The organism is Niveibacterium terrae (assembly GCF_048213115.1).
GTDB classification, from domain to species: Bacteria; Pseudomonadota; Gammaproteobacteria; order Burkholderiales; family Rhodocyclaceae; genus Niveibacterium; species Niveibacterium terrae.
Window position 1 is genome coordinate 33,223 of the sequence record NZ_CP172404.1, and the last position, 12,911, is coordinate 46,133.

At 65.4% G+C, this 12,911-nt stretch carries 12 protein-coding genes; 5 read left to right on the plus strand and 7 right to left on the minus strand.

From position 1 onward, the window contains the following. Positions 1–15: 15 nt before the first annotated feature. The gene (locus ACHFB9_RS00180; protein ID WP_417068957.1) at positions 16–1,566 is read right to left on the minus strand and encodes a sodium:solute symporter family protein; all 1,551 of its coding nucleotides are present in this window, start codon (positions 1,564–1,566) and stop codon (positions 16–18) included. Positions 1,567–1,740: 174 nt separating this feature from the next. Further along, entirely contained in the window at positions 1,741–3,267 is a 1,527-nt protein-coding gene (gene ubiB / locus ACHFB9_RS00185) for a ubiquinone biosynthesis regulatory protein kinase UbiB (protein ID WP_417068958.1), read from the minus strand. Positions 3,268–3,408: 141 nt separating this feature from the next. On the opposite strand from ubiB, the gene ACHFB9_RS00190 reads away from it, so the two are divergent. From ACHFB9_RS00190 to phoR, 5 genes are all read left to right on the plus strand, one after another. Beyond that, complete coding sequence (locus tag ACHFB9_RS00190) at positions 3,409–4,065, plus strand: SPOR domain-containing protein (RefSeq protein ID WP_417068959.1); 657 nt, start codon at positions 3,409–3,411, stop codon at positions 4,063–4,065. A 19-nt stretch (positions 4,066–4,084) separates the two neighbouring features. Beyond that, complete coding sequence (locus tag ACHFB9_RS00195; protein ID WP_417068960.1) at positions 4,085–4,735, plus strand: thiol:disulfide interchange protein DsbA/DsbL; 651 nt, start codon at positions 4,085–4,087, stop codon at positions 4,733–4,735. A 6-nt stretch (positions 4,736–4,741) separates the two neighbouring features. Then, positions 4,742–5,515: an SDR family oxidoreductase gene (locus ACHFB9_RS00200; protein ID WP_417068961.1), complete on the plus strand. Its 774-nt coding sequence runs from the start codon at positions 4,742–4,744 to the stop codon at positions 5,513–5,515. A gap of 98 nt (positions 5,516–5,613) precedes the next feature. After that, entirely contained in the window at positions 5,614–6,309 is a 696-nt protein-coding gene (phoB, locus tag ACHFB9_RS00205; protein WP_417068962.1) for a phosphate regulon transcriptional regulator PhoB, read from the plus strand. A gap of 11 nt (positions 6,310–6,320) precedes the next feature. Further along, positions 6,321–7,646, plus strand: a complete 1,326-nt coding sequence (gene phoR / locus ACHFB9_RS00210) for a phosphate regulon sensor histidine kinase PhoR (protein ID WP_417068963.1) — start codon at positions 6,321–6,323, stop codon at positions 7,644–7,646. Positions 7,647–7,648: 2 nt separating this feature from the next. Here phoR and ACHFB9_RS00215 read toward each other — a convergent pair whose 3' ends face one another. From ACHFB9_RS00215 to ACHFB9_RS00235, 5 genes are all read right to left on the minus strand, one after another. Then, positions 7,649–9,268 (minus strand): hypothetical protein, encoded by a 1,620-nt coding sequence (locus tag ACHFB9_RS00215; RefSeq protein WP_417068964.1) that lies wholly within the window; start codon positions 9,266–9,268, stop codon positions 7,649–7,651. A 173-nt stretch (positions 9,269–9,441) separates the two neighbouring features. After that, positions 9,442–9,867 (minus strand): ubiquinone anaerobic biosynthesis accessory factor UbiT, encoded by a 426-nt coding sequence (gene ubiT, locus ACHFB9_RS00220; protein WP_417068965.1) that lies wholly within the window; start codon positions 9,865–9,867, stop codon positions 9,442–9,444. Further along, on the minus strand, positions 9,854–10,741 hold the full coding sequence (ubiV, locus tag ACHFB9_RS00225; protein ID WP_417068966.1) for a ubiquinone anaerobic biosynthesis protein UbiV: 888 nt from the start codon (positions 10,739–10,741) through the stop codon (positions 9,854–9,856). The genes ubiT and ubiV overlap by 14 nt, the downstream gene beginning before the upstream one ends. A 4-nt stretch (positions 10,742–10,745) precedes the next feature. After that, complete coding sequence (gene ubiU / locus ACHFB9_RS00230) at positions 10,746–11,750, minus strand: ubiquinone anaerobic biosynthesis protein UbiU (RefSeq protein WP_417068967.1); 1,005 nt, start codon at positions 11,748–11,750, stop codon at positions 10,746–10,748. Positions 11,751–11,817: 67 nt separating this feature from the next. Further along, positions 11,818–12,816, minus strand: coding sequence for a CobW family GTP-binding protein (locus tag ACHFB9_RS00235; RefSeq protein ID WP_417068968.1), 999 nt, complete (start codon positions 12,814–12,816; stop codon positions 11,818–11,820). Positions 12,817–12,911: the final 95 nt, after the last annotated feature.

Sequence of the window (12,911 nt, forward strand, 5' to 3'; positions counted from 1 at the left end):
TGCCCCGGCACGGGCTCAGGGGCGAGGATGAGGCGGCTTGGCCGCGCCGTGGTGGTGGTGGGCGTGCTCGGCCGCCGGATGCAGAGCGTGTTCGGCGGACGGGTGATAGCCGGTCGGGCCGGGGTGGCCGGCCAGCTCGGTCGGCGTCGGGATCTGCTGTGGAAGCAGCGAGAACAGCACCATCATCGCCAGCGAGACCAGGAAGCCGACGAACTGCGGCGGCCACATCGCGGTCCAGGCCGGGCTCGTCGCTTCGAGCGCGAGCCAGCTCATCGTGCCGAGCAGCATCGCCGCGATCGCGCCCTGGGTCGTCGCCTTCTTCCAGTACATGCCGAAGGCGAGCGGAACGAAAGCGGCAACAAAGGTGATCTTGTAGGCGTTTTCGACGAGGCCGTAGATCGACAGCTTCGAGTTGACCGCGATCGTCGTGACGACGGCGGTGAAGACCAGAACGACGGCCTGCATCACGCGCAGGAACTGGTGGTCGCGCAGATCGGGTTTGATCGAGCGCAGCAGCGGGCGCAGCAGGTTCTCCGAGAAGGTCACCGAAGGTGCGAGCAGCGTCGCCGAGGCGCAGCTCTTGATCGCCGACAGCAGCGCGCCGAAGAACAGGACCTGCGCGAAGAGCGGGGCTTTCTCCAGCACCAGTTTGGGCAGGATCAGCTGGGAGTCCGTGTTCAGGTACTTCGCGACCAGATCGGGCGCGATCAGCGTCGCCGAGTAGGCGAGGAACATCGGGATGAAGGCGAAGAAGAAGTAGAGCGAGCCGCCCAGCACCGAAGCGCGGACCGCGATCTTTTCGTTGGCCGAGGACTGCACGCGCTGGAACACGTCCTGCTGCGGAATCGAGCCGAGCATCATCGTCAGCCAGGCCGCGACGAAGGGCACGATCGCCGAAGGCGTGGCCTCGGGCCAGAAGTTGAACTTTCCGGTCGAGATCGCGTGACGGACGACGACCGAGACGCCGCCGGCCTGATCCGAGACTTCCCAGCCGATGAAGACGAGGCCGATCACGATCACGATCATCTGGATGAAGTCGGTGATCGCGACCGACCACATTCCGCCGAACAGCGTGTAGATCAGCACCGAGCCCGAACCCAGCCACATCCCGGTTGCCTGCGACACGGCGCCGTCCGACAGCACGTTGAAGACGAGGCCCAAAGCCTTGATCTGCGCCGCGACCCAACCCAGATAGGAGATCACGATGCAGATCGTGGTCAGGATCTCTATCGTGCGGCCAAAGCGCTTGCGGTAGTAGTCACCGATCGTCAGCAGGTTCAGACGGTACAGGGGCTTCGCGAAGAACACGCCGACCAGGATCAGGCACAGCGAAGCGCCGAAAGGGTCGGCGACGACTCCGTGCAGGCCTTCTTTCAGAAAGGTCGCCGGGATGCCCAGGACGGTCTCGGAACCGAACCAGGTCGCGAACACGGTCGCGGTGACGACGTACATCGGCAGGCTGCGGCCGGCGACCGCGTAGTCGCGGCTGTTGTGGACCCGCAGCGCGGCATAGAGGCCGATCGCGATCGAGACCAGCCAGTAGGCGATCACAAAACTCAGAAGCATGGGGGGGAGGCCGGAACAGGTTGACCGGCGCAATCAAAAAATTGGTCAAGGTCGCGCGGAGTGCGGACACTGGCCCGCTAGCGCCATGGCTCGACCAGAGCTTCCGGAAGACAGCGATCGGGCCGGATTATAGCGGCGAGAGGCGCGCGAAGAGCAGAGGTTTTTGCGGAGGGATCAGGCGGAGAAGTTCCGCCAGAGTTCGCAGGCGAGCAGGGCCAGCAGTGCGATGACCAGAGCCGTGAAGCGGCGGTTCTGCCGCTGCTGGACGCGGGCCAGTCTCTGCATCTGGTCGCGCAGAGCCGGGCTGTCCTGGCGCTCCAGCGCTTGGTGCACGAGGCGGGGGATCTGCGGCAGGCTTGCGGCCCAGCCCGGTGCTTCGTCGGCGAGATGGCGGGCGAAGGCTCGCCAGCCCATCTGCTCGTTCATCCAGCGTTCGAGGAAAGGCGTTGCGGTCTTCCACAGGTCGAGATCCGGATCGAGATCGCGGCCCAGACCTTCGACGTTCAGCAGCGTCTTCTGCAGCATCACCAGCTGGGGCTGGACTTCCATATGGAAGCGGCGCGCGGTCTGGAACAGGCGCAGCAGGCTCTTGCCGAACGAGATGTCTTTGAGCGGACGGTCGAAGATAGGCTCGCAGACCGCGCGGATCGCGCCCTCGAACTCGTCGACGCGGGTCGTTGCCGGAACCCAGCCCGCGTCGATGTGAGCCTGGGCGACGCGGCGGTAGTCGCGGCGGAAGAAGGCGAGGAAGTTTTGCGCCAGATACTGTTTGTCGCGCTCTTCGAGCGTGCCGATGATGCCGAAGTCCAGCGCGATGTACTGGCCGTTCGCGGCGACCAGGATGTTGCCCGGGTGCATGTCGGCATGGAAGAAGCCGTCGCGGAACACCTGGGTGAAGAAGATTTCGACGCCCGCTCGCGACAGGGCCGTGAAGTCGATCCCTTGTTCGCGCAGCACTTCCTTCTGCGAGATCGGCGTGCCGACCATCTTCTGCATCACCATCACCGTCGATGAGCAGTAGTCCCAATACACTTCCGGGACCTGGAGCAGCGGCGAATCCTTGAAGTTGCGCCGCAGCTGCGAGCAGTTCGCCGCTTCGCGCATCAGGTCCAGTTCGTCGCGCAGGTATTTCGCGAATTCGGCGACCACTTCGCGCGGTTTGAACCGGCGCCCTTCGGACCAAAGCCGTTCGATCAACGCCGCACCGGCGTCCATCAGCGTGAGGTCGTGGTCGATGATCTCTTCGATTCCCGGCCTGAGGATCTTGATCGCGACTTCGGTGCCGTCGTGGAGCTCGCCGAAATGGACCTGGGCGATCGATGCGGAGGCGACCGGGGTGCGCTCGAAGCGCTTGAACACGTCGTCGACCGGTCGGCCGAACTCGGCTTCGAGGCGCGCGATTGCCTGTTCGGTCGGGAAGGGCGGCACCCTGTCCTGAAGTTTGGCCAGCTCCTCGGCGAGGTCGGGAGGGAGCAGGTCGCGGCGTGTCGAGAGCACCTGACCGAACTTGACGAAGATCGGTCCCAACGATTCGAGCGCGCGCCGCATCCGGACCGCGCCCGGCTCGGCAAAGCGCCGACGCGGGATGATGCGGCGCAGCCACTCGCCCGGCCGGGTCGTCGAAGCCTTGTCCAGGATCATCTGGTCGAGGCCGAAGCGCAGCGAAACGAGGGCGATCTTGGCGAGACGGAGCAGGCGCACGGGCTTGGAAGGGGGCAGGGAATCGGTGACTGCGACTGTACCCGAAAACGGCAGGCTTGATCGCTGCCCCGGCGCATCGGCCGGCCGCGTTATACTCTCGCGCCTGAAGCGGCAGCCGCCGCTCACATGAGTAGACCGCCCATGAGCCGCGCCGACAATTCGCGTCCGCAGTCCCGTCCCCATCAGGGCAACACCCTGGTCGGAGTTTTCCTTGGCCTCGTCATCGGCGTGCTGATCGCCGCCGCGCTGGCCTGGTACTTCTCCCGTCCTTACGAATTCCAGCAGGGTTCGGGGCAAAGCCTGCCCGCCGCCGCCCAGAGCGGAGCGAACGGTCCCGCCCCGATCGACCTGCCCGGCAAGCCCGGTGACAAGCCGTCGGTGCGGGCGCCTGCGCCGGTTGCGGTCGCCAGCGCGCCGGCCGCTGCGCAGTCGGCGACCGGCGAGAAGAAGTTCGATTTCTACGACATCCTGTCCAAAGGAGATCAGGCCTCGCTGCCGGTTCCTGCGCAGGGAAAGACCGATGCCGCTCCCGACAAGTTCTTCCTGCAGCTGGGCGCTTTCGCCGATCCGTCCGAAGCCGACAACGTCAAGGCCAGGCTGGCTCTGATCGGGCTTGAAGCTTCGGTGCAGAGGCTGGAGACGGCCGACAAGGGCACCTTGCACCGTGTCCGTCTTGGGCCCTATCTGAAACCCGAGGACATGAACGCTGTCAGAGCACAGCTGGCCCAGGCCGGGATAGAGTCCTCGGTGGTCAGAACCCGATCCAAAGCTTCGCCGGCGCAGTCGGCGCCGCGCTGAACCCAATGGGAGTTTTCCAATGAACCGTCGTACCCTGATCAAAAATGTTATCGGTTTTGCCGCGCTGATGGCGCTGCCGCTGGCCGCGCTGGCCGCCACTCCGTTGGCCCTGGGCAAGAACTTTCAGCAGATCCGCCCCGCCCAGCCCGGCGAGAGCGCCGGCAAGATTGAAGTGATCGAGTTCTTCTCCTACGCGTGCCCGCACTGCTTCGAATTCGAAGGCAAGATCTCGGCCTGGTCCAGGACCCTGCCCAAGGATGTCGTGTTCAAGCGCGTACCGATCAGCTTCAACCGGGAATCCTGGGCGATCATGGGCAAGGTCTATCTGAGCCTTGAGGCGATGGGGCTGACCGACCGGCTCAATACCTCGGTCTTCAGCGCTCTGCACAATGAGCGCATCAACCTGACCGACGAGACGATCCGCAACGGCTGGTTGAAGAAGAACGGTGTCGATGTCGCTCGCTTCAACGACACTTTCCGCTCCTTCGCTATCGCCAGCCACATGCAGCGCGCCACCCAGCTCGCCGCGACTTACAAGATCGACGGTGTGCCCACGATGGTGATTGGCGGCAAATTCCAGACTTCGCCGGCGATGAACGATTCCTTCGATGCGACCCTGTCGGTCGCCGACCAGCTGATCGCCAAGGCCCGCGCCACGCGCGGCAAGTGAGTTCGCATGGGAGCTCTGAAGGTATTCCTGACCGGCGCTTCAAGCGGCATCGGTGAAGCGCTGGCCCGCGAATACGCGGCCCAGGGCGCGATCCTGGGCCTCGTCGCGCGCAAACGCGACAAGCTCGAAGCCTTTGCGGCCAGTCTGCCCGGAGCTGGTCATCTGGCCCTGGTCGCCGACGTCGGCGATCCGGACGCGATGCGCGACGCAGCCGAACGTTTCATCGCCGTCCACGGCTTGCCCGATGTCGTGATCGCGAATGCCGGCATCTCGGTCGGAGTGCAGACCGAGTACCCGGAAGATTACGCGGTCTTCGAGTCGGTGCTGCGCACCAACGTGCTCGGGCCCTTCGCGACTTTTCAGCCCTTCGTCAGCGCTTTCCGTGCGCGTGGTTCGGGAACCCTGGTCGGAATCGCTTCCTGTGCCGGTTTCCGTGGCCTGCCCGGTGCCGGGGCCTATAGCGCTAGCAAGGCGGGGGTGATCCGCTACCTCGAGGCGCTGCGCGGCGAGCTGTACGGCTCGGGGGTTGCGGTCGTGACCATCGTTCCGGGCTATATCCGGACGCCGCTGACTGCGGTCAATCCCTACCGCATGCCTTTCCTGATCGATGCCGAAGAGGCGGCGCGGCGCTTCATCCGTGCGATCTCGCGACGGATCAGCTACACGGTGATCCCGTGGCCGATGGCGATCGTGATGAGGCTGCTGTTGATCGCCCCGAACTGGCTCTTCGACCGCATCTTCTCGCGGACCAAGCGTAAGCCCCGGAAGCTGCCGACTTGAGCGAGTTTGCGGCGCGTTGTGTTTCAATCGCATGACGTGTCATAAATCGGTCAAGTCCGCGCAATAGACTGGTCAGATTCGAACCGGAGTCCCTAGTCATGTCTGCGAATATCCTGCTCGTCGAAGACGAACCCGCCATCCAGGAACTGATTGCGGCGAACCTGAGCCGTGCCGGCCACATGGTCGTGCGCGCCGCCGATGCCGAAACCGCCCAGCGCCTGGTCCGCGATGCGCTGCCCGATCTGGTGCTGCTCGACTGGATGCTCCCCGGGATGTCCGGCATAGAGCTGGCCCGCCGCCTGCGCAGCGACGAGCGCACGCGGACGATTCCGATCATCATGCTGACTGCGCGTTCCGATGAAGCCGACAAGGTGGCGGGGCTGGAGATAGGCGCCGATGACTACATCACCAAGCCCTTTTCGCCGCGCGAACTCGTCGCGCGGATCAAGGCCGTGCTGCGCCGCCGTTCGCCGCAGATCACCGACGATGCGGTCGAAATCGGCGGCCTGAAACTCGATCCGGCGACGCACAGGGTCAGCGCCGGCAGCACTCTGCTCGACCTGGGGCCGACCGAATTCCGCTTGCTGCACTTCCTGATGACGCACGCCGAGCGTGTCCATTCGCGCGCCCAGCTGCTCGACCAGGTCTGGGGAGATCACGTCTTCGTTGAGGAGCGGACCGTCGATGTCCATATCCGCCGCTTGCGCAGTGCGCTCGAAGCGAGCGGCCACGACAGCCTGATCCAGACGGTCAGAGGTTCGGGTTATCGGCTGTCGGGTGAAACCGCGGCCTGACGGGAGAGAGAATGCGATCGACCCGCTATGTGTGGGGGGGATTCTGGGCGGAGATCGGCGGGATTGCCGCGCTGAGCCTGCCTTTCTGGCTGTTCGGCACGGCGCTGGCCGCGGTGACGTTTTTTGCGCTGGCCGTGCTGGCGCTGTTTGCCTACCACATCCGCAACCTGCACCGACTTGTCGTCTGGTCGCGCACGCCGATCGGCTCGCCGGTTCCACGCGCTTTTGGCGTCTGGGACTATGTGTTCTCAGACATCAACCAGCGTGCGCGCGCCAACCTCGATCAGCGCAACCGCCTGACCCAGGCGCTGTCGCGTTTTCGCGAAGCGACAACCGCGATGCCGGATGGCGTCGTGCTGCTGTCGGCCGACAACTTCATCGAATGGATCAACCCGGCCGGCGCCTGCCACTTCGACATCGATGCCATGCGCGACCTGGGGCAGCCGATCACGAACCTCGTCCGCCAGCCCGATTTTGTCGCCTACATGAACGGGCCGGAAAACGCCGAGCCGGTCATCTGCCGCTTGTCCCGTCATGCCGGCACCGTGCTGTCCATCCTCTGCGTGCCCTTTGGCGAAGAGCAGAGAATGGTGCTGTCGCGCGACATCACCCAGTTCGAGCGCATCGACACGATGCGCCGCGATTTCGTCGCGAATGTCTCGCACGAACTGAAGACGCCGCTGACCGTCGTCGGTGGCTTTATCGAGACGCTCGACGACATGTTCGAAGACCTCTCCGCCGAGGAGGCGCGCAGCTATCTGAAGATGGCCAGCGACCAGGCCGAGCGGATGAAGCGCTTGGTCGAGGATCTGCTCGAACTCGCCTCGCTGGAGAGCCGCGCCCTCGCTTCGCTGGAGGAGAGGGTCGAGATCGCTCCGCTGCTCGAAATGATCGAGGGTGAAGCTCAGGCATTCTCGGCCGGTCGCCACGCGATCCGCTTCGAATCCGACGGACCGGTCGCGCTGCTCGGTTCGCGCAAGGAGCTGCACAGCGCTTTTCTGAACCTCGTCACCAACGCGATTCGCTATACGCCCGAAGGCGGACGCATCGCTGTGCGCTGGGGGGTTGCGGTCGGAGGCGGCGCGCGTTTCGCGGTCGAGGACAGCGGAATCGGCATCGCCCTCGAGCACATCCCGCGCCTGACCGAACGCTTCTACCGCGTCGACCGCGGCCGCTCGCGCGAGAGCGGCGGAACCGGTCTGGGTCTTGCGATCGTCAAGCATGCGCTGAGCCGTCACCAGGCCAGCCTGCAGATCGAATCAAAGCCGGGGCAGGGCAGCACTTTCGCGGCCGTCTTCCCCGCAGATCGCGTCTGGCGTCCTGTCGCGCTGCGCTGAAATCAGCTCTCGAGCAACTGGAAACCGACCCGGTCGAAGTTGATCCCGCGCGCGATCAGGCTCTGCATCCTGATCTGGAAATCCTTTTCCCCGTTCGCGCAGATGTCCAGTTCGCGGCCGGCCGTATACCACCCGGCCGGGACGACCAGCGAGGGGAGGGCCCTGAGCGCTTCGATCTCGGGCAGCAGGAAAGCCTGGTGGTAGTTCTCGTTCAGCCCTGTGCCCGAGCGATTGCGGATGCGCGCGGCGACCACATGGGGCAGGCCGGGCATCAGCGCGATCCCGGCAAACAGCCGGCCGTCGACGCGGTACATGAGCCAGCAGATCTCGGCGAGCAAAAAGGATTCGCCATCGGCCGGCCTGACCGCGACGAGCTGCCGGTGGTCTATCCGCGAACCCGAGCCATCGCGGACGATGCGGAAACCTGACACCGACTGGTCGATGATGTTCCAGTGCTCCAGGATCATTCCCAGCAGAGCGGCGCGCGAATAGATCTCGGCATCGCTCGGCGGTGCTTTTTCGACCTGCTCTCCTATCGTGTAGACGCTCTGGGTGTCGCGGAAGGTGCCGGCGCGCACCTGAGGAGGTTGGGCGAAAGGCTTGTCGGCGATGTAGTAACCGATCGAGGGCAGATCGGAGGCGATCTGCATCGTCCCCTGGGTGGCCCGGCGCGGGAAGCGGCGACCCGCCGACGTGAGGCCCCAGGGGCGGTAAAGCGAGATCAGCAGTCGCGCGCAGGCGGGCTGAATGCAGTCGTCGCCCAGGCCCAGCGAAGCGGGAGTGGCCCCGTTCTTGAACTGCGCGATGATGGCCTGGATGTGGGCGGCCAGGCGGCGGTTGTCGACCCGGCGCAGCGACGGGGTGATCTCGATGTCTCCCTGCGGGCGCAGCGCAAAGTCGCGCGAGAGATCGAGCACATAGCCCGAGCGGGCCTCGGGCTTGATGTCCTTGTGCAGGCTGCAGTGCGGAGCGAAGCGTTGCGCCCAGTTCAGGATCCATGAGAATTCACGCGGCGTCCTGCCGTAGGGGTTCGCCGCTTCGACCAGCAGCACCGCCAGATAGGCTTCGGTGCAGCTCTGCGCGTGCCAGGTTTCGTTGAGCGGTTCGGTGACCCTGACCTTCGCGACATTCCATTCCTCGGCCGCGGAGTAGAGCCGGTGCAGCTCGGCCCATATGCCCGGAGGCGTCTCGCGGCGGGCCCGGTAGTACTCGAGGATCAGTGCGCCGTGGTAGTGGAGGCGGCGCTGGGCGAGCATGGGGCGGCGATCGACGAAGCCCGGGTCGAGCGCGCTTCGCTGTGCGATCAGCGCATAGCTGCGCAGCATCAGCTGCCACAGGTTCAGCACGACCCTCAGCGTCTCGTCCTCCTGGCTGACCGGGGGCAGGGGGCGGGAAGCATAGCGCTGGGCAAAGCGATTCTGGACGAATTCGAGCGCCGGTCTCGCCTGTTCGACGATTTCAAGGTGACGGAGCGGTGCCGGCGGCACTTCGAGCAGGGCCGCGAGCATTCCCGCGAGCGTGGCATGTGCTTCCCCGACGTTGGTCGGGTTCAGATCGACCAGCCATGCGAGACAGCCGTCGGGATCCGTGAAGTCGGGGCGGGGTGGCATCACCGTGTTCATCGTGGGCACACCTTTCTTGAGGATGGCTTCCGCAGCTTGGAGCCTGACTCCCCCGCAAATGTGCCCTGCCCGCGATTCGCAGTCGGTGAACTCCGTCACGCCTGCTGTAGCGGGGGTTTTCTGCGTATCGACCGGCCTCTATGACGGGCGGATCGATCCGAGCGGTTCTGGCTTCAGGAGAGTCCGAAGCGGCGCAGGAAGAGCGGCAGTTCGAGCGCGTCCAGATGATTCTTCAGGTTCAGACCCAGCTCGGTGTCGCCTTCAATCTTCAGCCTGCGCTGGAAGAATAGCGTGTCGGGGTCTTCCTCGCGCAGCGCGATCTTCAGGTAGTCGGCGGCGCGTGCGGCGAAACGCACTTCGGCGGGGCCGGAGACGGCCCGAAAACGCCCTGCCGAGAAGGTGAAGCTGATTCCGGCCGCCAGATCCTCGATCTCGAGCCTGACCGTGCGCCCTTCAAGAAAGTCCCAGTCGCCGGGAAGTTTGCCGATGCGCCGGGCGATGTTCAGCGTCGAGGCGAAAGCGAGCGCGGCGGGCGCTTCCGGCAGTCGGGAAGCGAGCGCGGAAAATGCCCGCGGCAGCGTGAAGTCAGGCAAAGGCATTGGTTTTCTCCTGTTCGATTCCGGGCACGCCGCGCCAGTAGCCGTCGCGTGTGCCGCTTGGGGCGAGCGCAGCGGCGGTCTCCAGCCCGGGTTTTCCGTCGAGCGCGGCGCGGAAAAGCTCGATCACCTTGTCCGTGTTCTCGCCTTGCGGGCTGATCCGCAGGCACTCGACGCCGAGGTTTTCGATTTCCTGCAGATGAGGCAGCAGCGAGTGGCTGGCCGCGGACTGGGTCTGGATGCCGTTGATCGCGAGGAAGGGTTCGCCTTCGCGGGTATCGAGACGGATGCCGTCGGCGAATTCGAGACAGCGGAACTGGCAGTCGTCCTTCTTCAGGTTGAAGTGGCGGGCCGTGAAGCAGCGCGCCGAGAATGCGAGCGGCAGGCGGCCCCAGGCGAAGAGCTCGGTCGCGAGGCCGTCCGGCTTGCGCTCCAGGAGCTTTGCCAGCCGGGTCGCCGACATCTCGACCGGAGGCACCCAGCGCACCGCGCCCAAGCCTGCAAAGAGCGACAGCGTGTCCGCATTGTAGATGTTCAGGTGGGGGCCGGCGACGAAGCGGTGGCCGCGGAGCAGCTTGACCGCCCCCAGATCGTTCGCCTCGACGAGGAATTCGCCGTTGTCGGCGATCCGGCGCAGCGTCTTCAGTTCGGATTCGGATTCGAGCAGAGCCTGGGTCGAGAGAACGACCTCTTTGCCCGCCGCGGTGAGTTCGTGCGCCAGATCCAGCCAGTCCTGGACGCGCATCTGCTGGCGGCGGCTGCAGACCACTTCGCCGAGGTGGATCGTGTCGACGGGCCAGGCGGCGGCGGCGCGGTAGAAGGCCTGCACGGTTTCGCGTGGCCAGAAGTAGAGCAGGGGTCCGAGAGCGAGTTTCATTTCTTTACTTCCATGGACGCGAGTAGGCGCCCAGTGTTTGTTGCTGGCCTTCGGCGAGCTTGCCGAGAGCGCTCTGCCAGGCGGGTTTGACGCTGTAGCGCTGAGCTTCGTTGGCGGCATCGTCGATCGCGGCCCTGAGCACTCGCGTCACTTCGGCGGAATAGGCCGGACTGCGCTGCCGCCCTTCGATCTTGATCGCCGAGACGCCGATCTCGATCAGCTGCGGCAGGATGGACAGCACATTGAGGCTGGTCGGCTCTTCGAGTGCGTAATAGGTCTCGCCCTGAACTTCGAAGCGGCCCTTGCACAGGGTCGGATAGCCGGCGGGTTCATCCGCCGCATAGCGGTCGATCAGAATGCCCGAGAGCCTCGACTCCATCCCCTTCGGAGTCTGCTCCCAGCGCACGGCCTTGGCTGGCGAGCAGACGCCGGCCGTGTTCGGCGAGTCGCCGGTTGCGTAGCTCGAAAGCAGGCAACGGCCTTCGACCATGACGCAGAGGCTGCCGAAGCCGAAGACTTCGACCTCGACGTCGGTGTTCTGGATCACATGTTCGACCTGGGGCAGGGTCAGGACGCGCGGCAGCACGACGCGCTCGATGCCGAACAGGTCGCGGCACAGATTGATCGCTTCGTAGTTCGTCGCCGAACCCTGGACCGACAGGTGGCGGCGCAGGCCGGGGTGGGTCTTCGCCGTGTAGTCGAGCAAGGCGAGGTCAGCGACGATCACCGCATCGATGCCCCAGTCGGCGGCCGTGTCGACGGCCTTGCGCCAGTTGGCCTCTTCTCCGGCCTGCGGGTAGGTGTTGATCGCCATCAGCACGCGACGTCCCTTCGCATGTGCGTAGCGGATGCCTTCCTGGGCCGACTTTGCATCGAAGTTGAGGCCGGCGAAATTGCGCGCGTTGGTTGCGTCCTTCAGGCCCATATAGACCGTGTCGGCGCCGTGGTCGATCGCGGATTTCAGTGCCGGCAGGCTGCCTGCCGGGCATACGAGTTCGGGTTTATGCACGAACCATCTCAGACTGTAGAAACCCCGCAAGCCTAACCTGTACGGGGGCTTTCTGCATTGTTGGGAGTCAAGCGGGGGGGAGGGGCGCGATGCCGCAGAGCGTTTCGAACGCCTGAACCAAGGCTGCGCGGGGCAGATCCTGGGTGATGAAGACGAGGCGGGACGCGCGATCCGCGTCGGGCCAGGCCGGCAGCTGGCTGTCCGGGTAGCGCTGGTTCTGCACCGCGTGCAGCACATGGGGCGAGTCTTCGCCGGCGACGGCGACCAGGCCCTTGAGCCTCAGGATATGCGCGCCGGCGGCTTCGAGGAGAAGGTCGATCGCCGCTGCGAAATCGGCCCAGACGACCGGGTTTTCGAGGCGCAGCAGATGCGTGGCGATCCCTGTCGAGTGCGGCGGCGCGCTGCGTCCTCCCAGGGAGGGGCGCGGTGCTTCGACGCTGAGCCAGCCCGTGCCGGCGTGTCCCGTCAGCAGTTCGAGCGCCTCGGGCAGCGCGTCGCCGCGGTGCAGCGCAGCGCTTGGGTTCAGCGCGGCGATCTGCGCCAAAGCCTCGGCGATCTCGGCCTCCTCGGCGAGATCGCACTTGCTCAGCACGATCTGGTCGGCCTGGGCGATCTGCCGCCGCGCCTCCGGGTATTGCGCGAGCTGCCAGCCGGAATGCTGAGGGTCCAGCGTCGCGACGACACCGTCGAGGCGGAAATGGCGCGCGAGCGCGAAGTCGCGGATCAGGGTCCGGATCACCGGCGCCGGGTCGGCGAGCCCGGTCGTCTCGACGACGACTCGGTCGAGGTGAGCCAGGCGGCCGGATGCGAAGCGCTCCCGCAACTCGTTCAAGGCCTGGGGGAGATCGCCGCGCATCGAACAGCAAACGCAGCCCGACTCGAGCAACAGAACTTCGTCGTCGTCCCGGTCGACGATCAGCTGATCGATGCCCACCTCGCCGACCTCGTTGATCAGCACCGCGGTGCCGGCGAGGGTCGGGGCGCGCAGCAGCCGGTTCAGCAGAGTTGTCTTGCCGCTGCCCAGAAAGCCGGTCAGCAGGGTCAGCGGGATGGAGGAGGAGGGCATCGGATCGGTATGAATCGGGGGGATGGAGTTATCGCTCAAAGCCGGCCCGACCGGGAGCGTTCCCGATCGGGCCGGAATCCCCTCCGCGGCGAGGC

Bases quoted from the DNA above. Each gene is read 5' to 3' on its own strand.
- ACHFB9_RS00200 (WP_417068961.1), top strand. From the start codon at position 4,742: ATGGGAGCTCTGAAGGTATTCCTGACCGGCGCTTCAAGCGGCATCGGT.
- phoB (WP_417068962.1), top strand. From the start codon at position 5,614: ATGTCTGCGAATATCCTGCTCGTCGAAGACGAACCCGCCATCCAGGAA.
- ACHFB9_RS00180 (WP_417068957.1), bottom strand. From the start codon at position 1,566: ATGCTTCTGAGTTTTGTGATCGCCTACTGGCTGGTCTCGATCGCGATC.
- ACHFB9_RS00190 (WP_417068959.1), top strand. From the start codon at position 3,409: ATGAGCCGCGCCGACAATTCGCGTCCGCAGTCCCGTCCCCATCAGGGC.
- ACHFB9_RS00195 (WP_417068960.1), top strand. From the start codon at position 4,085: ATGAACCGTCGTACCCTGATCAAAAATGTTATCGGTTTTGCCGCGCTG.
- ubiV (WP_417068966.1), bottom strand. From the start codon at position 10,741: ATGAAACTCGCTCTCGGACCCCTGCTCTACTTCTGGCCACGCGAAACC.
- ACHFB9_RS00235 (WP_417068968.1), bottom strand. From the start codon at position 12,816: ATGCCCTCCTCCTCCATCCCGCTGACCCTGCTGACCGGCTTTCTGGGC.
- ACHFB9_RS00215 (WP_417068964.1), bottom strand. From the start codon at position 9,268: ATGAACACGGTGATGCCACCCCGCCCCGACTTCACGGATCCCGACGGC.
- ubiT (WP_417068965.1), bottom strand. From the start codon at position 9,867: ATGCCTTTGCCTGACTTCACGCTGCCGCGGGCATTTTCCGCGCTCGCT.
- phoR (WP_417068963.1), top strand. From the start codon at position 6,321: ATGCGATCGACCCGCTATGTGTGGGGGGGATTCTGGGCGGAGATCGGC.